The sequence below is a fragment of the Ruminococcus sp. genome (assembly GCF_019417665.1).
Lineage (GTDB): Bacteria > Bacillota > Clostridia > Oscillospirales > Ruminococcaceae > Ruminococcus_C.
Map to the genome: position 1 here is coordinate 95,836 of NZ_DXUU01000003.1, position 18,424 is coordinate 114,259.

An 18,424-nucleotide genomic window follows, 5' to 3' on the forward strand; every position below is an offset into this window, starting at 1 on the left:
AGGATTAGTGCATATCCCCTTGCGGCTGTTCTTATTGACAGGACATCACCAGCCCTGTTTTGTTACGATTTTTAAAGTTCGACTGATTGCATTAATCTGTGGACGGCAGCGACTTGATCAGCGATACCAGGAACTTCAGCAGAACAATTGCGTCATTGTTACCCAGTTCGTCATCTGCGTCGCAGTCTGCATTCAGTGATGCCTGTGCAGAAAGCTTTACAGCACCTGCTGCTGCCTTATTCAGGAGTACAGCGTCTGTGATATCTACACGACCGTCAACATTGACGTCACCATACAGTGCCTTCAGTTGAGCGGTAGTCTGTGTGCCGCTTGCAGTTGTTTTCGTTGTGGCAGAGGAAGATGTCCCCTGACTAGTCGAACCAGAAGATGCTGTGGTAGTGGTGCTAGTTGTTGTAGTCTCTGTGGTCTCAGTTGTTTCAGTTGTCACTTCTGCCAGTACATTTACTGTAACTTCAGCAGTCTGACCGCCAGGTGTAGTAATTGTCAGCGTAGTTGTACCAACGTTCTTACCGCTGACAGTAGCATTCTGACCATCGGAGATCTTTGCAGTTGCAGTATTCTTATCTGCAGTAATGATAGTGCAGCCCGGAACATTAATTTCCAGAGTTGCGCTTTCGCCAACCTGTACATCAATAGACTCAGCTACTGTCAGAACATCCTCAAACTTATAGCTCTTTGCAGAATTGTTCACATCATCTGCTGCATAGAAAACTGTTACGTTATCGATAGAGAAAGAGTCGGATACAGTTTCGCCCAGATTCGCATACCATACGCCCATGTCAACATGGCTGCCTTCTTCTTCTGCATTAACGTTGTTCCATGCACTCTTGGTGGCGCCAGTTTCGCTGTTAATGGACTGACCTGTAGCAACTACCGGCGGAACAATCCACATATAAGTATAGGTCTTTGTGCCCTTTGCATCCTGATACGGAGATACCGGAACGCTGTCATCATTTGCTGCCGGACGGCTTCCAGCAGTAGTCTTTTCCCAATACAGCAGGATCGGGTGAGATACATTACCGCTGTCACCAACAAAGACATCATCTGTCTGACACCAATTGTCAGTCATGCCCAGCTTTTCCAGAACACTTGTGCCTGCGCCAACCTGAACCTGGTTCGCATCAGCAGAAGTGGTTACATCGAACTGTACAGCATATACATCAGCGGTCTTGTCAAATGTCATGCCGAAATCAGCATACGGGATGGAAACAGACTTACCAACAGTAGAAGAACCAGCATTCTTTACAGAAGCAGTGCCTGTGCACGGGAATGTCATGGCTTCTTCATATGTCAAAGTTGCATCCACAATAGTAGCATCCGTGAAGTCGCCATCTGTCAAAGCTGCATACCACAGCTGGAAAGAGATCTGATCTGTAATCTTTGTGGTAACGCAGTCAAGCACCTGTTCCGGAACATCCCAGGTAACAGTGAAGTAGCTGCCCACTTCCTGCTTTGCCAGGTCAGAGCCGCCGCCAACTTCGAATTCACCCTTGCCGTTGCCCCAATCTACACCAGCTTCTGTGCATTCCTTCAATGCGGCACCACCGATATCATTATACCAATAACCGGCATTAATGTCATCCTTCAAACCAGCCTTGAGCTTTGCATACTCTGTGTCTGCCAGGCTCATGTACTCTACATTCAGACCGCCGCCGTACATAACACGGCTAACGTTTGTCTTGTCAGCTGTTTTCAGTGTAACACTCAAGGATTTTACCTTTGCATTTGCAGCAACAGTCTGACCCGGAATGAAGTTAAAGTCTGCATAAGTAAACTTGTGGCTGTTCAGCGGAAGACCAGCTTCACGGATCGCAGACTCAGAAGTCAAGGTCTTTCCATCATTTGTTGCAGCGAATTCCTCAGACGCATAATATTCCTCACTGTAATTGTCACCAGGTGTCAGCTTGATATCAAGGCCATCAATTTTCAAAGAATTCAGTGTTTTCACCGTGCAGGTATCGCCGCTCTGATCTACGCTGTAGGCAGCAGCACCGCCGTTTGCACTGGAGAAATACAAACCACCGGTATTTTCTGCACCGCCCGGTAGATCGTCACCGCTGTTGATCCATGCCGGCGGCTCGTTATTACTTGTATCTGTTGTACCATTTACAGTAATGGAAACCAGTGTAATACTTGCATCCTGTGTCCGAGTCTTTTGATCTGTTTCATCGATCAGACCGGTGTAGCAGTTCTGGAACTGGAACTTTCCTGAAGCTCCCAAATCTGCATAACTCGGAATTTCTATTACAACAGAAAATTCCGATGCATAAGGGTGGCACTGAATTGCTTCCCCATCCTCAGTCAAAGAATTCGTATCCCAGTAATAATCGTGAGCCTCATCTGCAGCGCAGCCGAAATAGTAGGAAAAATCGGTTACCATCTGATCTGCCTTCAGATTGATCTGCAATGTTTTCGGGCTATCGGTTCCCAGAAGATCCTTCGGAGATTTTCCCGACGTATCTGTAAATGTCGTCCACTCATCCGTCTTTGCTTTGCACATATAAGTACATTCTTTTGCATTCAACGGATCACCCTTGGGATTCTTTGGATCCGGATTTGCTGTTTTCAACGTCTTACCCACAGTTACTTCACTGCCAGCAGCTTCTACGAAAAACGTACCGCCGGAAGTAACTGCTACTGAGCTAGCAGCCATTACTACACTAATAAGCAATGCTTTTACTCTTTTATGAAAGGTTTTGCTCATTCATATCGCTCCTTTTTCAATAAATTTCATCTGTTGATTTCGTCACAGGAAAGACGGCAGATTGTCTTTTCTGTTTATAGCTGCAAAACGAAGTATTCATTTTGCAGCTATATTTATTATAGCAAATATAATTGTGAAAGTAAATGTATAAATTGTTAAGATTGCGATTGGAGGCGAAAAACATCCCCCTCTTATTTTGTGCAACCTGCACATAATCATTGCACATATCAAAAAGCAATAGATAAGATTTCAAATATAAAAGCGGCACCCAACCCAAGATGCCGCTTTTACATTTCAATTGATTTGTTTTATTTTTTGATTACTCGGAAGGAGACGGTTCAGTGACAGTTTTATTCTGTGCTGTTGCCATGGCGGTGGTGCCGGCGTTCCGGACACCTTTTACAGCAACCCGATAATCGCCCACCGCCCAAACGGTATCGTATCGTGCACAAGAGATGGTCGGCGTGTAGTTAAATGTCACTGTATCCCCATCTACAGCACCTGCCTGAGTGGAATAACTCAGCAGATCCACATTTGCCGTAATATCACTTGCATCCAGGTCAGCTATGACTTCTTCCGGTCCGATAATGCTGACTGTCAGCTGCTGGGTCAACACTTCAAAGTCATAGGATGCCGGTGCATTAACAATTCCAATATCGGATAGGACAAAGTCCTTCTTCGCCAGACCTGTGGAATCCAGCGTCAGTGTCACTGTGGAGAAGCCAGATTGGTTGACATAATCATCGGGTACTGTAACCACAAAGTCATTGGAATAATTCAGGTCAATATCCCGGAGAGAAATAGAACCAATGTTGAACTCATTCATTTCATCCAGAGAAGTATTGGGGGCAGCCAATGTGATCTGATCTTCTGAGAGAGAAAGATTCAGCGAATCCAAATCAAAATTTGCCGGCGCATTGGTGATCTGGTATGTGATATCCATCGTTTTCTGATACAACACCGGCACTTCGATAGAGAATGCCGCCACGTCATATGTAAAATTGGAAGAATCCACCTGAGTTCCTGCCTCATTATAAAAGAGAAGCGTATCTGTAGTCAGGATCTTGGAAGCACTCAGTTGTTCTTTTTGCTGCGTTTCCGCTACACAATAGGCAACCTGATCCAACTGTTGCTGAGGTCCGGTAACATCAATGGTAGCCGGATTGCTCACAAAATTTTCCTCATCCAAAACGCATCCATCTGTATAAGTAACATTCGGCACAGAGGGACGAACATCAAATGTATAAGTATCAATACGGTCAAAGGTCACATTCACCTTTGATGGAGCAATGGATTTCACATTAAATTGCTCATTATTATTACCTGTGACAGCAATAGAAAGGGTTTTGGTTCCTGCAGCAGTAACATTTTCGATCACAGCCGTTGCGGTCAGATCATTCGCCTCGATATTTCCCACTTTCGAGCGGTTTCCCTCGATCTGCACCGTGACTTCTTCCACATCAAAGTCAATGACGCTGAGTCCGTTTTCCTCTGCAGAAGTCCCGGCGATCTCCACCTGTAATGGAATATGATTGATGGTACGAGGCGTTGTGGGATAAATGGCAATGGAAATAACAAACCAAAGAATAATGGCAATGGCAATAGATGCAATCATCATTGCCGGACGACTTTCATAAAACCGCTGAAAAAGCGTGCTGTTATGGCTGGTCTTCTGTTTCTTCCGGCGTTGTTTCTGCAGATTGTTCGGAATCTTTGACATTGTCCTTCTCCTTTCTTGTCCTGCCCAGTTTAATGAACGGAATTTTTTTCGCCACCTTAACAATAGGAGTTTCTGTATTTACTGTGATCAGACGATCTGTCAGCAGATGATGCAGATTTTCTCGTGTAAAGCCGCTTTTAAGCACACCATTTTCTGCTACAGAAATCGCTCCAGTTTCCTCTGATACTACAATAACAATGGCATCAGAGTTCTCGCTCATACCAATGGCAGCACGGTGGCGGGAACCGAGACGCTTATTGATCAGTTCTTCTTTTTGGGGCTTCGGCAGAAAGCATGCCGCCGCCAGGATCTTACCGTCACGGATAATCACTGCTCCATCGTGCAGAGGCGTCTTATTATAGAAGATGTTTCCAAACAATTCCTTGCTGGGAATGGCATCCAGAATCGTACCGTTGTCGATCTGTTCCCCCAGTCTTGTCTGCCGCTCGATGACAATCAGTGCACCGGTAGAAGTCGCGGACAATTCCACGCAGGAATCGCATATGACATCAATGGCATTGCGCCAGACGCCATCGTCTGTTCCATATCCACTCGCAAATCGCAGTCCCAGCTTTGTATATCCGGCTTTTTCCAGTGTTCGCCGCAATTCCGGCTGAAACAGAATAATTACGGCGATCATACCGATATTCAGCGTCTCTGAAAGCAAATAAGAAATCGCTTTCATGTTGATCCACATGGACACAATATAGACGATCAAAAGCAGAAGGATACCTTTCAGCAGCTGACCAGCACGTGTTTCACGTACCAGCTTCATCACCACATAAACCACGTAAGAAAGCACAAGAATATCCAAAATATCCACTGGTTCAGCCGTCTTAATGACGCTGAAAACCATATCCAACAAGTCTCTCCATTTCCAATCCATGCGCATTCCGTCCTTTCTCACTTCTTGTTATGTATATATTGCAATGCCGTATAAAAGCAATCATCATTTTTCATAGCAATACCACACAAGGATTGTGCAGTGTTGCCTTATGTAACGAGGGCAGCGCCCTCGCACCCGATCCTATTACTATTGTAACATATCACCGGATTTTTTCAATAGGTTTCCTTGATTTTTCAGAATATTGACATAATTTTTCAAGGAGGATGCCAGTCTCAGGGTATCCGTCTCCCTGCTGAAAGCAGAAGGTGCAAACCGAATCGTACCATCCTCTGTGCCCAGTTTCTCATGTGCCAACGGCGCACAGTGTAAACCAGCACGAAGGCAAAATCCCTGCTGACTGAGCCATGCGGCCGCTGTTTCCGGTGACGCACCGTCCACAGTGAAAGACACAATTGGCACATAAGAGACACCGGGCTTCCGATAGATCGTAATTTCCGGTATATCCCGCAGTGCCTGACAAAACAGTTCGCACAACCGGGATTCATGCCGGTACAGTCCCTGCACCGTGCGCCGTTTTACAAACGAGATCCCAGCACAGAGCGATGCTGCGCCGATGACATTGAGTGTTCCGCATTCCAGCCGATCCGGCAAGAACTCCGGCTGTTCCGGACTGCGTGAAGCACTGCCTGTGCCGCCCTGCATAAGAGGCTGGATGGGGAATGCACAGTCCGTCATGAGCACGCCTGTTCCAGTAATGCCATACAGACCTTTGTGCCCGGCAGTACACAGTATATTCATACCGTCCCGTTCCAATGACAGGGGTAGAATCCCACACGCCTGAGCACCGTCCGCAATAAAACAGATCCCGTGCATTCGACACAACTGAGCGATTTCCCGATAGGGCAGGATCTGTCCAGTCACATTACTAGCAATCGTGCAGATGACTGCACGCGTATTTGGTCGTATCTCTGCCCGAAAATGCTGTAGGGTCACAGCATCATCCGGTGAGACCTGTGCAATACTATAGGAGATCTTTCCCGCTTTGGCAAGTGCCGCAACGGGACGATAAACGGAATTGTGTTCCAGATCGCTGATAATCACATGATCTCCGGGTTTTAAAATGCCCTGAATCGCCAAATTCAGTGCATGGGTGCAATTAAGTGTAAAAATAGTGTTTTCTACTTTAGCGTTAAAAAAATCCGCCACAGTTTCTCGTGCATGGTAGACCATTTCCGAAGTGCGCTCTGCAATTGCATGACCGCCTCTGCCGGCGTTGCCGTACTTTGCTACAGCTTCTGCCACAGCCTGGCGAACCTCCGGCGGCTTCGGATATGTGGTCGCCGCATTGTCAAAATTGACTATCACCACATCTCACGTCCCTCTTGCAGTTCCCGGAACGGAACGCCTTCTCTTGTCAGAATATCCGAAATCTTTCCGCAGTCTCCCTGCACCAAAAGCACAAATCCGCAGCCTTCCGGTCCAAGGTGTTCCAATCGGCGAATCTCGCTGGAATATCCATACCGCTGCAAAATCCGGCGTGCCTGATTGGCATTCGTATACGAAACCATAGCCGCCTTGCATCCAGACATCTTTCTCACCCCTTTACATATCATAATGAGGAAACTAGTTCCTCATTTCAGTATATGCCAAGGGAAAGAATCGGGTGAGAATGGGCAAATGCAAAATGAGATTTGAACTTTCATCAAATCTTTACACAGTGTTGCTTTCAGAAAAAGCGGTGTCTCCGCCTATGTATTCTATCACTGTTTTACCAATAAGCAAACACAGTGGGCGGAAATACCTGAACCGTCTCCGGTGAAGCCCAGTTTTTCCTCGGTCGTTGCCTTTACGCTGACCTGTTCTACAGAAACACCACAGGCGTTTGCAATATTCTCCCGCATCTGCACAATATAGGGCGCTAGTTTCGGACGCTGACAGAGAATGGTGGCATCCAGGTTTCCCACAACATAGCCGCAGTTATGCACTTTTTCCACTACACATTCCATTAGCTTCAGGCTGTCTGCCCCGGCATAGGCGGGGTCTGTATCCGGGAAATGCTTTCCGATATCCCCCAGTGCCAATGCACCCAATAGGGCATCCGAAATCGCATGGAGCAGCACATCTGCATCAGAATGCCCCAGCAAACCCTTTTCAAAGGGAATTTCCACGCCGCCCAGAATCAACTTCCGTTCATCCACCAGGCGGTGCACATCATAGCCATGTCCGATCCGAAAAGGTATCGTTTCCATTATGCTTCCTCCTCCAGCCGCTGCAATAACAGCTGTGCAATTGCAATATCCTCCGGCGTTGTAATTTTAATATTGGTATAGTCGCCCGTGGTCATGTACACCTTACAATTGATCGCCTCTGCAAGCTGGCAGTCGTCGGTAAAATCCAGGGCATGTTCCTGGGCAAAGGTCACTGCCTCAAAGTATAGCTGCCGCTTGAATACCTGAGGTGTCTGGGTAATGAACAAATGGGGGCGATAAGGCGTGTCCACGATCAAGTGATCATTTACTATTTTAATAGTATCCTTTACCGGAACGCCCAGGGTTGCGCCGCCGAAAACAGAAGCATCCTGAATTACCTGTGCAATATGCTTTGTCTGTACCAGCGGACGTGCGCCGTCATGTATCGCAATCAGGGTCGTTCCTTTGGAAAGCGCACGCAGACCGCACATGACGCTCTGCTGCCGGGTGGAACCGCCTTCCACAACAGCGTGCAGCTTGGATATTCCGCACTGATCTGCCGATTCCCAGATCGCATCATGATCTGCCGGACGTGCCACAACGATAATTTCCGCCACCCGATCACACGCTTCAAAAGCACGCATGGTCTGACCAATGACTGTGGTATCTCCCAAGGGCAGTAAGATCTTGTTTTTTCCCTGCATTCTTGTGGCATTTCCGGCGCACACCAGAATGACCGAGGTATCTGCGCTATATTCCTGTTCCATTGTTGTTCCTTCTTCCTATATCTAAATGATGCTTCTAAAAATCTATGACGTTCATCAAAATGCCCAAATGAAGACCATCGTATCGTCTATGATATACGCTGCATTTTACGTTACTTTATTATAGCATGTTCCGATAGAGTTTGTCAATTATCAATCATAACATAATCCCGAACCCGACCCTTGACAAGTATGTCCGATTTTTGCTATAATAATAGGGTATTGATAAATGCTCGTAAATGGATGGCTTGCCGTGCGTTTGCAGAGCCAAACACGAAAGGAATGATGGACATGGGACTGACCCTGACGGAAAAGATCCTGAAAGCGCACCTGGTAGAGGGCGAAATGGTAAAGGGTTCTGAAATCGGAATCCGCATTGACCAGACTTTGACACAGGATGCAACTGGCACAATGGCATATCTGGAATTTGAGGCAATGGGCGTACCGCGTGTACGGACAGAACGCAGCGTAGCGTACATTGATCACAACACCCTGCAAAGCGGCTTCGAAAATGCAGACGACCACCGCTTTATCGGCAGCGTGGTAAAGAAGCACGGTATCTACTTCTCCCGTCCGGGCAACGGTATCTGTCATCAGGTACATCTGGAACGCTTCGGTGTACCGGGAAAGACACTCATCGGCTCTGACAGCCATACCCCGACTGGCGGCGGTATCGGTATGATCGCTATGGGCGCCGGCGGTCTGGATGTGGCAGTTGCCATGGGCGGCGGTACTTATTACATCACCTGCCCGAAGGTTGTAAAAGTGGAACTGACCGGAAAGCTGTCTCCTTGGGTGGCTGCAAAGGATGTGATCCTGGAAGTCCTGAAGCGTCTGTCTGTCAAAGGCGGCGTAGGCAAGGTTATCGAATACTGCGGCGAAGGTGTCAAAAGCCTGTCTGTGCCGGAGCGTGCAACCATTACGAACATGGGCGCAGAGCTTGGCGCAACAACTTCCATCTTCCCGTCGGATGAAGTGACAAAGCAGTTCCTGGAAGCCCAGGGCAGAGGTGAAGTCTGGACAGAGCAGAAGGCAGATCCGGATGCAGTATATGACGAAGTCGTAGAGATCAACCTGAGCGAACTGGTGCCCCTGGCAGCATGTCCGCACTCTCCGGACAATGTCAAGAGCGTGGCAGAGATCGGAAAGTTGAAGGTTGACCAGGTCTGCATCGGCTCCTGCACCAACTCCTCGCTGCTGGATATGATGAAGGTTGCCCATATCCTCAAGGGCAAAACTGTACATCCTGATGTTTCTCTGGCAATTGCACCGGGTTCGAAGCAGGTGCTGAATATGATGGCAGATATGGGTCTGCTGGGTATCATGATCGACGCTGGTGCCAGAATCCTGGAGAGTGCCTGCGGTCCGTGCATTGGTATGGGACAGGCTCCTAATTCTGGTGGTATTTCCTTGCGTACCTTTAACCGGAACTTCCTGGGACGTTCCGGAACAAAGGATGGTCAGATCTATCTGGTTTCGCCGGAACTGGCAGCTTATTCCGCACTGACCGGTTATCTCAGTGACCCGAGAGAACTGGGCGAAATGCCGGAATTCGTTCTGCCGGAGAAGTTTACAGTCAATGATAATATGATCGTTCTGCCGGCACCGGAAGAGGAAATGGACAGCGTAGAAATTCTCCGTGGCCCGAACATCAAGCCGTTCCCGGAGACTGCACCGCTGGAAGCAACCATTTCCGCAGGCGTTTCCCTGAAGGTTGGCGACAATATCACCACCGACCACATTATGCCGGCGGGTGCAAAGATCCTGCCGCTGCGTTCGAATATCCCGGCAATTTCTCAGCACTGCTTTACGGTTTGTGATGAAGCGTTCCCGACACGTGCCAAAGAAATGGGCAAGAGCATTATCGTAGGCGGTTCTAACTATGGTCAGGGGTCGTCTCGTGAACACGCAGCACTGGCTCCCCTGTATCTGGGCGTCAAGGCAGTTCTGGTGAAGAGCTTCGCTAGAATCCACCGTGCGAACCTCATTAACGCTGGCATCCTGCCTTTGACTTTCGTGAATGAAGCAGATTATGACAAGATCTCCCAGGGCGATGTACTGGAACTGGCAGATATTCGTGCCAAGGTAGAAGCAGACGAAACAGAGCTGACCGTTGTCAACAAGACAACTGGTACAGAAATTCCGGTGCTGTGCGAACTGACTGGCCGTACCAAGGATATCATTCTTGCCGGCGGTCTGCTGGATTATACTCGTGATTCTCTGAACAAGTAAATGCCGAAAAAGCACAGAAAAAAGCAGCGTGCATCTCAAAACCAGCACTGGAAAATGAAAAAACGTACGGAATGGATCGGCGACATAGCAGAAACCGTGATAGAGATCATTCTGGAACTGTTAAACTGAGGTGACACGTTGACAAAACGTTCTTTGAACCGCAATCAGCTGACAAAGCAAGCAAAAAGGAGAAATTGGACATGTCGGAAAATGGAAGCGGAAAAGGCGGAAAATTGGGCGGGATTTTGGGATGGATTTTGGCATTTGTCGTTGTCTTTCTGCTCTATGCATGGCGCAGACAGCGGACAGTACGAAATCTTCTCGGTGTTTTTCAAGAAAGTCCTGTAAAGGCGATTTTGATCCTGGTTATTGCAATTGCACTGGCAATCGGAATTACTGTGATTCGGAATTATTTCCGGAATAGAAAAAAGTAAGGAACTAACTGCATGGGACTGACGAAGCAAAGCGGTTTTTTGAACCGCAACCAATTGAAATATCTGGTCATTGCGGCTATGCTCATCGACCATATTGCCTGGGCATTTGTCCCAACAGCTTCTCTGCTGGGACAGGTAATGCACTTCATCGGGCGGCTGACCGGTCCGACTATGGCGTACTTTGTGGCGGAAGGGTATCATTACACCCGAAACGTGAAAAAATACGCCCTGCGGCTGGGGATTTTCGCTTTGTTGTCGTGGATTCCCTTTGTATACTTTGAATATGGCACACTTCCGATTGTCATACAGGAAGGTTCTGTACAGGTGCGTCCCTATTTCGGCGTGCTGTACACCCTGCTGCTGGGACTGCTTGCCATCTGGCTCTGGGATAAGGGCAAATGTTCGAAACCGGTAAAGATTTTAGGCATTATCGGATTGTGCGCACTTTCAATTGTGGGAGACTGGGCAATCTTCGATGTGCTGTGGTGTTTGTTTCTGTACATATTTCGTGAAAACACCAAAGGAAAATGGATTGCATTCTGCTGTGTTGGCTTTTTTGTTTGTAGTCCTATGCTCATATTTGGTTGGACACAGCTGTTTCAGATTGGTATTTTTCTGGTGCCGCTGCTTATTCAGTTCTGCTATAACGGCAAAAGCGGCAGCAAAAAAACGGTACATAAATGGTTTTTCTATGTATTCTATCCAGCGCATTTGTTGGTGCTGGGACTGTTGAAGTGGGTGGTGTTTGCCTAAATGTTCGGGTTTCTGAAAAAGAAAAAGCAACCAGATCGAGATTTGGAAAAACTCATTGAAATTGCTGATATTCTCAGCAAAAACAACCCCACATTACACGCTTCTATGGTATATTGTCTTGACGAAACGCTGGCGTACAGCAGACAGTATGCAGAACGTTATGCACAGCGTGGCATCGACATCGCGCATTGTGATCGGGACACGCTTTGCTGGATTGCGCTTGCAGATGAATTGGAGGACTCCGGCGATCTGGTTGGTGTGGATACCGCATGTGAAGCAGAAGATCTGCGCTGGTCGCTCAGTCAATTGAATCTGGTCAAAAAGATGAATTTGACTGTGCCAGAGCCAAAAGCAGAAGGATTCTATGGCTGGCTAGAGGAGTATAGGCAGTTCTTCTGGTTTGAGCATGGACTGGTGCTTTGTGAATTCTGTATGGACAGCGATGATTATGAACTGACCATATTGTCGAAAGAACAGCATTTGTCGGTTTACAATCTGGCACTGTTGGCAGGACATACCATTGATGAAGTGGAAATCCCTTGACTTCTTTGGAATTGACAAAATGAAGCAATTTTAAGAAAATAATCAGCCCCAGATGGGCAGGAGGAAAAAATAATGGCAAAGATTCAAATGACAACACCGCTGGTTGAGATGGACGGCGACGAAATGACTCGTATTCTGTGGCAGTGGATTAAGGACATTCTGCTGAACCCATATGTAGACCTCAAGACCGAATACTATGACTTGGGTCTGGAATATCGTGAAAAGACCAAAGATCAGGTAACCATCGACAGCGCCAACGCAACCAAGAAATATGGCGTTGCAGTGAAGTGCGCTACCATCACTCCCAATGCGGCAAGAATGCCGGAATACAACTTGTCCCAGATGTGGAAAAGCCCCAACGGCACCATCCGTGCAATTCTGGACGGCACCGTATTCCGTACTCCGATCCTGGTGAAAGGCGTTGAACCGTATATCCCCACCTGGACAAAGCCCATTACCATTGCTCGTCACGCTTACGGCGATGTGTACAAGAATACCGAAATGAAGGTAAAGCAGGGCAGCAAGGCTGAGCTGATCGTTACCGATGCAGAAGGCAACGAGTCCCGGGAACTGATCTTTGATTTCAAGGATACAGACGGCATCATCCAGGGTCTGCACAACAAGGCAAACTCCATTGCCGGATTTGCTCGTGCTTGCTTTAACTACGGTCTGGATCTGAAGCAGGATGTCTGGTTTGCAACAAAGGATACCATTTCCAAGAAGTATGACCACACCTTCAAGGATATCTTCCAGGAAATCTACGATGCAGAGTACAAGGAGAAGTTCGAGGCTGCTGGCATCGAATACTTCTACACCCTGATCGACGACGCAGTGGCCCGTGTCATTCGTTCTAACGGCGGCTATATCTGGGCTTGCAAGAACTATGACGGCGATGTTATGTCCGATATGGTTTCCACCGCTTATGGCAGCTTGGCAATGATGACTTCTGTTCTGGTTTCACCGGACGGTATCTATGAATACGAAGCTGCACACGGCACTGTACAGCGCCACTATTATAAGTATCTCAAGGGCGAGGAGACTTCTACCAATTCCGTTGCAACCATCTTTGCATGGAGCGGTGCACTGCGCAAGCGCGGCGAACTGGACAAGCTGCCGGAACTGGTAGAGTTTGCAGATAAGCTGGAAAAGGCAACCATCCAGACCATTGAGGATGGCGTTATGACTGGTGACCTGTATCTGATCTCCAAGCTGGAGAACAAGAAGAAGGTGAATTCCAAGGAATTCCTGGAGGCAATCAACGAGCGTCTGGCTGCGCTGATGGCGTAAAGCAATACCGCACAAGAATGATGCGTCAGAAGAAAGGATATGACATGCAAGGTTGACGAACGCTCTTTGTGCGGCGTTGTTCTATATATTTCGTGTAATTATCAATCATATTTCACAGGGGGAATTAAAATGATTCAGAAGAAAATTTTATCCATTGCATTGTCATCCGCTCTTGCAGTTTCTACCATGGGAGTGGGAATTGTCTCTGCGGAAGATACGGAACAAACTACAGCAATTGGTACAGCATCCCTTCAAATTGGTCAGGAAAATTTGGCGGGTGACGCTGTTTATGGAAACGGTCAGTATGATATGACTTGGGAGATTCCGAGTGATGTGAACGTTCAGGAAGCGCAAACAATCAGACTGAAGATTGAACATACGGATTACAATTTGTTCGGGTATGATGGCGATGTGAACCTTTCCATTGATGAAGTTTGGCTGGATGGTGTCAAGGCAGAAGGCGTGAGTGGTCAGGTGTATAATGGTGTAGTACTGGATTATTATCCAACACATGGTAAATTATGTGTTTGGGGCATGTTTTGCACATTTCGTGGCGAAGGCTATAACGATATCACCACAGAGGTGCATGAGAGCATCCGAATTGTATTTACGCTTTCAAATGTTACCAACATCACGATGGGTTCTGAGGAAACAACAACAACTGTTGCCACGACAACAGAGAAAGAAGTTTTAACAGCAACGCCGACTACATCAACGAAGAAAACTTCCAGTTCGCCTGCCACAGGAAATGAGATACCTGTTGGAGTGCTTTCGCTGTTAGTGCTTTCCGGTGGAGCTGCGGTATGCCTTTCCAGGAGAACACCGCACAATGACTGAAAGCTTAGCCGATTGATTGAAACATGCTTGCAATGGCGTGATTTTTAAGGCGAGGTTTGTTTCCTTAGAGCCTGTTTAGTATCTTGGCGTACGCAGATTTTCGAGGGAATTTTTGCCGATTTCAAGGCGAAAATTCGCAGGCATACTGGCGTATGGCAAGAATTTTTAACGCAGAAACCGACAAAATTCACTGAAAAGATGCGTGCGAAAAGATGCTAAACAGGCTCTTAGAGTGTGTTCGAAAAAAATGATGCATGTGCATGACAGGAGAGCGATCGGTTTTGGAACAAAAATATGAGGCTTCTGCATCTGTGGTGCGCCGTCTGCCCCGGTATTACCGACTGTTGCAGGAACTGGAACGTATCGGACAGCAGCGAACTTCGTCCAGGGAACTGGGCAGGCAGCTGGGTATGACAGCGTCCCAGATCCGGCAGGATCTCAGCTGTTTCGGCTGTTTCGGGCAGCAGGGCAGCGGTTATGCCGTGAAAGAACTGCGGGAAAATCTGGAGCGCATTATGGGGCTGCCACAGCTTCTGCCTGCAATTCTGGTAGGTGCCGGGAGTCTGGGTAAGGTAGTTTCCGAAAATGTGCGCTTTGAAGAGCGTGGCTTTCGGCTCATAGGCATTTTTGACATTAAGCCGGAATTGATCGGAAAAGAACTGGCAGGGATTGCGATTTCTCCCCTAGAACAGCTGGAGGCGTTTTGCGCAGCCCATCATCCGGCGGCAGCGGTGCTCTGTCTGCCAAAGGAGTCTGCCCAGGCAGCGGCAGAGCGTCTGGTGTCTCTGGGAATCCGCGGTCTGTGGAATTTCAGCCACTGTGACATTGCGGTGGAACATGCTCAGGTGGTTACCGTGCATCTGGACGACAGTCTCATGACGCTCTCATATAAGCTGCACAATTTATAATCAAAAAAGGGTACTGGTTTTGAAATCAGTACCCTTTTTATATACACAGTGCAAAAGACCGCCGGCAAATCATCTGCCGACGGTCTTTCCGTCATAAAATATGCGTTTTGTCACATGAATCGCTTATTCGCCCAAACCTGCACAGATTTATTCTTATCACACATGCCAATCAACCTAAGCTCACTGATTAAATTGTACACGATCACCTAAGCTGTCCATATCCACATAATACTTTCCATCGCCAAAGTACAATTCAACTATGTCACGACCAACTGCATCTTCGACATACATACCCATCAAAAATGTAACATCGTCCATAGAAATTTTGTTATCACCATCAATGTCCAACAGATTGTACTCCATTTGAGTAAGCGAACAATCATAATCTTCCAACCAAGTAAGACGCAACACTTCATTATAAATTGCAGCATCTTCTGTCGGATCAAGTGTGCGCCATTTACGCTCCTCTCCTTCGCAAATCTCAACGGTTGCAACTCCAGGGTCTCGTCCAGAAACACCAAATCCATGGAGATGCGGCATATCAGGAATGGGAGACTCAATAATATTCACAGATTTGAGAACACTCTCCCTAGCATATACGTGTATTGCAATGGCGAAGCTCGTGCCTAATGAAGTTATATAGTCCACTGTTCCATCTTTCAGCATGTCACCCAACATATACGCACAGTTTTCAAAAATCCAATCCGCATCCGCTTGATCTACTGCGCCATCCCCATTAACATCAGCCAATGCAAGCTGTTCCTCTGTCAATGTGACATCACCAACTTTTAAATAACGAGACACCCTAGCTGCATCATGACCAGTGATATAGCCATCCATATCTACATCGCCCAGTGCATAGGTGCTTTCTTCTGCGCTGACAGATAGGATTGGAAGTGCGGAAACAGCCATGACTGCTGCCGTAAGAAATGAGATTGCCTTTCTTGTTTTCATAAAATTACCTCCTTAAAAAATATCAACAGATTATATCTGCTGTATTCATATATACTACGATTAAAAATTGCTTACTTGCTATGTATATATTAGAAAGAGTTGTGCCCACAGCCAAAACTTTTTCTTATATCCTCTGCTTCAGAATGACAATTTAAAACGAAGGAAGAAAAAGCCTTCATCCTTTCAACATATGTGGAATAACTCTATACTCTTTACACAGTTTCATCTTTTACTATTATTATACGCCGATTCATTTTCAATGTCAAGAGTTAAGCATGTGCTAGATTTGTAAAATTTTATTGTACACAAAAATATAATCATATGTGTAAAAATACATATGTTGATTTTTACCATATTTTTATAGTATATAAAAGCACAATTTTAGTTAGAAATCACGTTGAATTTTATATAGTCACTATAATAGTGAATTTGTTCCGTTAAAATATATTTAACTTTATCACGTACGTTTTTTCAAAATTAAAATCATCCTAAAAATGGAATTGTCGTAAAAGGGCACTTTTTGTCGAATGTCAATTCTCATTTGTTTTACCTTTTAATCAATATCATTTCATCTGGCTGAAAAGTCACCATTTGACAAATCTCCCAAAATGCGCTACACTATAAAAGAGGAAAAACAAAGAATGGAAGCGAATGTGATGCAAACCTTCACCCAAAATCTGATTTTCAGTCTCAACGCCACGATCCCGGTGTTTCTCATGATGGTATTCGGCTGGTGTATGCAAAAAGTCCACTTGCTGGACGACCACACTACCGCCAGGATCAACCAGTTCGTATTCAAGGCGCTATTGCCAGCGCTGCTGTTTATGGATCTCTCCACAGCAGATTTCCTGACAGTCTGGGACACAAAATTCGTGCTGTTTTGCTTTCTTGCTACGGTATGCAGCATTGTCATCGCCCTGCTCTTCTCCCTGCTCCACAAAAACAAGGTCGAACGGGGTGAGATCATCCAGGCATCCTACCGGAGCAGTGCGGCAATCCTGGGCATAGCCTTTGTCAACAATATTTACGGTGAAGCCACCATGGCGGCGCTCATGATCGTGGGAACTGTCCCCCTATACAACATCATTGCTGTTATTACCCTTTCCCTGACTGCGCCGAAAGACGGCGAAAAGACCAATCCAAAAGCATTGTTCCTGCGAACTTTGAAAGACGTTCTCACAAATCCCATTATCCTGGGGATTGTGGTAGGGATGCTCTGGTCGGTACTGCATATTCCCCAGCCGGTGATCCTGTCGAAGTCCGTCTCCTATCTGGGCAATATGGCAACGCCCCTGTCCCTGATTGCACTGGGTGCATCCTTCCAGCTGGGCAATGCCAAGGGAAAATTGCCTGTAACACTGAGCATTGCTTTTATCAAGCTGGTGCTGTTCTGCGGCATTTTCCTGCCGGCTGCCATCTGGCTGGGATTCCGAGATGAAAAACTCATCGCCATTCTGGTCATGCTGGGCAGCGCCACCACGGGTAGCTGTTTCGTCATGGCACGCAATATGAAGCACGAGGGAACAATCACAGCATGTGCGGTGATGACGACAACCCTGCTCAGTGCATTTACGCTGACTGCGTGGCTGTTTGTTTTGAAGACGTTGGGGTATATCTGATAAAGTGAATCAAAGGGGCTGTTGCAGCACTCCAAAAATAAGGAACCGCTTCTGAATTCAAAAAATAGAACCAGAAGCGGTTTTTTGAGGATAATCTCACACTATATTTAAAATTAGATTTAGAATTTCTTTAAAGTTTTGGCATTCTTTTGACTTTCCATGATTATATCTGATAATTTTATTTGTCGTTTTTGAAAAACATAATAATTCTCCATCTCCAATCAGTTCACCTATCACAACATAATCATTTGGAACATCATCATTATAAGTACCGATCATTTTCAAACCGAAAAAGCGTGCGGTATTATTAAGTATTTGTGAGTCGTTTGAAAACATTAACCATTCTTTATATGATTCTGGAATGATCATTTTGCTTTCATACTCCCATTTTGCAATTTCAGTCTCGGAAACAGGATCCGAAAACCAAGATGCATCCTCACCATATTCTGCTTCAAGTTCCTCACATAAAGCAACAATTTCCTTTATTTCTTCTGTTATACTGTTGTCCGGAATATTCGGGATATTCATAATAGCATTTTCCTTTTAATTACTAAACAGTGGTTTTATCGATTGAACTGTCGTTTTTTGTTGTGAACATGTATTCTCTCGTTA

General features: G+C 46.4%; 17 protein-coding genes. 8 read left to right on the forward strand and 9 right to left on the reverse strand.

Features of this window, described 5'->3' with window-relative positions; genetic code table 11:
* Nucleotides 1-91: 91 nt before the first annotated feature.
* The 7 genes from QZ375_RS01680 to ispD all read right to left on the reverse strand — a co-directional run bounded on the left by QZ375_RS01680 (nucleotide 92) and on the right by ispD (nucleotide 8,248).
* On the reverse strand, nucleotides 92-2,725 hold the full coding sequence (locus QZ375_RS01680; RefSeq protein ID WP_295214280.1) for a DUF5620 domain-containing protein: 2,634 nt from the start codon (nucleotides 2,723-2,725) through the stop codon (nucleotides 92-94).
* A gap of 319 nt (nucleotides 2,726-3,044) precedes the next feature.
* Nucleotides 3,045-4,445, reverse strand: coding sequence for a CdaR family protein (locus QZ375_RS01685; RefSeq protein WP_295214282.1), 1,401 nt, complete (start codon nucleotides 4,443-4,445; stop codon nucleotides 3,045-3,047).
* Nucleotides 4,384-5,331 (reverse strand): diadenylate cyclase CdaA, encoded by a 948-nt coding sequence (gene cdaA / locus QZ375_RS01690; protein ID WP_295214284.1) that lies wholly within the window; start codon nucleotides 5,329-5,331, stop codon nucleotides 4,384-4,386. Before cdaA ends, QZ375_RS01685 begins: the two co-directional genes overlap by 62 nt.
* Before the next feature lie 147 nt (nucleotides 5,332-5,478).
* Nucleotides 5,479-6,660, reverse strand: coding sequence for an aminotransferase class V-fold PLP-dependent enzyme (locus QZ375_RS01695; RefSeq protein ID WP_295214286.1), 1,182 nt, complete (start codon nucleotides 6,658-6,660; stop codon nucleotides 5,479-5,481).
* Nucleotides 6,654-6,881 (reverse strand): hypothetical protein, encoded by a 228-nt coding sequence (locus QZ375_RS01700; protein WP_295214288.1) that lies wholly within the window; start codon nucleotides 6,879-6,881, stop codon nucleotides 6,654-6,656. The genes QZ375_RS01695 and QZ375_RS01700 overlap by 7 nt, the downstream gene beginning before the upstream one ends.
* A gap of 171 nt (nucleotides 6,882-7,052) precedes the next feature.
* The gene (gene ispF, locus QZ375_RS01705) at nucleotides 7,053-7,541 is read right to left on the reverse strand and encodes a 2-C-methyl-D-erythritol 2,4-cyclodiphosphate synthase (protein ID WP_295214290.1); all 489 of its coding nucleotides are present in this window, start codon (nucleotides 7,539-7,541) and stop codon (nucleotides 7,053-7,055) included.
* Complete coding sequence (ispD, locus tag QZ375_RS01710) at nucleotides 7,541-8,248, reverse strand: 2-C-methyl-D-erythritol 4-phosphate cytidylyltransferase (RefSeq protein WP_295214292.1); 708 nt, start codon at nucleotides 8,246-8,248, stop codon at nucleotides 7,541-7,543. The genes ispF and ispD overlap by 1 nt, the downstream gene beginning before the upstream one ends.
* Nucleotides 8,249-8,536: 288 nt before the next feature.
* On the opposite strand from ispD, the gene QZ375_RS01715 reads away from it, so the two are divergent.
* The 7 genes from QZ375_RS01715 to QZ375_RS01745 all read left to right on the forward strand — a co-directional run bounded on the left by QZ375_RS01715 (nucleotide 8,537) and on the right by QZ375_RS01745 (nucleotide 15,239).
* Nucleotides 8,537-10,477, forward strand: a complete 1,941-nt coding sequence (locus tag QZ375_RS01715; RefSeq protein WP_295214294.1) for an aconitate hydratase — start codon at nucleotides 8,537-8,539, stop codon at nucleotides 10,475-10,477.
* A gap of 200 nt (nucleotides 10,478-10,677) precedes the next feature.
* Nucleotides 10,678-10,911, forward strand: coding sequence for an alpha/beta-hydrolase N-terminal domain-containing protein (locus QZ375_RS01720; protein ID WP_295214296.1), 234 nt, complete (start codon nucleotides 10,678-10,680; stop codon nucleotides 10,909-10,911).
* Nucleotides 10,912-10,923: 12 nt separating this feature from the next.
* On the forward strand, nucleotides 10,924-11,664 hold the full coding sequence (locus tag QZ375_RS01725) for a TraX family protein (RefSeq protein ID WP_295214298.1): 741 nt from the start codon (nucleotides 10,924-10,926) through the stop codon (nucleotides 11,662-11,664).
* Nucleotides 11,665-12,207, forward strand: a complete 543-nt coding sequence (locus tag QZ375_RS01730; protein ID WP_295214300.1) for a hypothetical protein — start codon at nucleotides 11,665-11,667, stop codon at nucleotides 12,205-12,207.
* A 72-nt stretch (nucleotides 12,208-12,279) separates the two neighbouring features.
* Nucleotides 12,280-13,494 carry an NADP-dependent isocitrate dehydrogenase gene (locus QZ375_RS01735; protein WP_295214303.1) on the forward strand — a complete coding sequence of 405 codons (1,215 nt, stop codon included), beginning with the start codon at nucleotides 12,280-12,282 and terminating at the stop codon, nucleotides 13,492-13,494.
* A gap of 129 nt (nucleotides 13,495-13,623) precedes the next feature.
* Nucleotides 13,624-14,331 (forward strand): hypothetical protein, encoded by a 708-nt coding sequence (locus tag QZ375_RS01740; RefSeq protein WP_295214305.1) that lies wholly within the window; start codon nucleotides 13,624-13,626, stop codon nucleotides 14,329-14,331.
* Nucleotides 14,332-14,612: 281 nt separating this feature from the next.
* On the forward strand, nucleotides 14,613-15,239 hold the full coding sequence (locus tag QZ375_RS01745; RefSeq protein WP_295214306.1) for a redox-sensing transcriptional repressor Rex: 627 nt from the start codon (nucleotides 14,613-14,615) through the stop codon (nucleotides 15,237-15,239).
* Nucleotides 15,240-15,419: 180 nt separating this feature from the next.
* Here QZ375_RS01745 and QZ375_RS01750 read toward each other — a convergent pair whose 3' ends face one another.
* On the reverse strand, nucleotides 15,420-16,193 hold the full coding sequence (locus tag QZ375_RS01750; protein WP_295214309.1) for a dockerin type I repeat-containing protein: 774 nt from the start codon (nucleotides 16,191-16,193) through the stop codon (nucleotides 15,420-15,422).
* Nucleotides 16,194-16,834: 641 nt separating this feature from the next.
* Here QZ375_RS01750 and QZ375_RS01755 point away from each other — a divergent pair.
* Nucleotides 16,835-17,812, forward strand: a complete 978-nt coding sequence (locus QZ375_RS01755; RefSeq protein ID WP_295214311.1) for an AEC family transporter — start codon at nucleotides 16,835-16,837, stop codon at nucleotides 17,810-17,812.
* Between the two features lie 96 nt (nucleotides 17,813-17,908).
* On the opposite strand, the gene QZ375_RS01760 is transcribed toward QZ375_RS01755, so the two are convergent.
* On the reverse strand, nucleotides 17,909-18,340 hold the full coding sequence (locus tag QZ375_RS01760; RefSeq protein WP_295214313.1) for an SMI1/KNR4 family protein: 432 nt from the start codon (nucleotides 18,338-18,340) through the stop codon (nucleotides 17,909-17,911).
* Nucleotides 18,341-18,424 lie beyond the last annotated feature (84 nt).

Coding starts and splice junctions, on each gene's coding strand:
- QZ375_RS01755 (WP_295214311.1), top strand. CDS start 16,835: ATGGAAGCGAATGTGATGCAAACCTTCACCCAAAATCTGATTTTCAGT.
- ispD (WP_295214292.1), bottom strand. CDS start 8,248: ATGGAACAGGAATATAGCGCAGATACCTCGGTCATTCTGGTGTGCGCC.
- QZ375_RS01740 (WP_295214305.1), top strand. CDS start 13,624: ATGATTCAGAAGAAAATTTTATCCATTGCATTGTCATCCGCTCTTGCA.
- QZ375_RS01730 (WP_295214300.1), top strand. CDS start 11,665: ATGTTCGGGTTTCTGAAAAAGAAAAAGCAACCAGATCGAGATTTGGAA.
- QZ375_RS01700 (WP_295214288.1), bottom strand. CDS start 6,881: ATGTCTGGATGCAAGGCGGCTATGGTTTCGTATACGAATGCCAATCAG.
- cdaA (WP_295214284.1), bottom strand. CDS start 5,331: ATGGATTGGAAATGGAGAGACTTGTTGGATATGGTTTTCAGCGTCATT.
- QZ375_RS01680 (WP_295214280.1), bottom strand. CDS start 2,725: ATGAGCAAAACCTTTCATAAAAGAGTAAAAGCATTGCTTATTAGTGTA.
- QZ375_RS01715 (WP_295214294.1), top strand. CDS start 8,537: ATGGGACTGACCCTGACGGAAAAGATCCTGAAAGCGCACCTGGTAGAG.
- QZ375_RS01725 (WP_295214298.1), top strand. CDS start 10,924: ATGGGACTGACGAAGCAAAGCGGTTTTTTGAACCGCAACCAATTGAAA.
- QZ375_RS01685 (WP_295214282.1), bottom strand. CDS start 4,445: ATGTCAAAGATTCCGAACAATCTGCAGAAACAACGCCGGAAGAAACAG.
- QZ375_RS01760 (WP_295214313.1), bottom strand. CDS start 18,340: ATGAATATCCCGAATATTCCGGACAACAGTATAACAGAAGAAATAAAG.
- ispF (WP_295214290.1), bottom strand. CDS start 7,541: ATGGAAACGATACCTTTTCGGATCGGACATGGCTATGATGTGCACCGC.
- QZ375_RS01735 (WP_295214303.1), top strand. CDS start 12,280: ATGGCAAAGATTCAAATGACAACACCGCTGGTTGAGATGGACGGCGAC.
- QZ375_RS01720 (WP_295214296.1), top strand. CDS start 10,678: ATGTCGGAAAATGGAAGCGGAAAAGGCGGAAAATTGGGCGGGATTTTG.
- QZ375_RS01750 (WP_295214309.1), bottom strand. CDS start 16,193: ATGAAAACAAGAAAGGCAATCTCATTTCTTACGGCAGCAGTCATGGCT.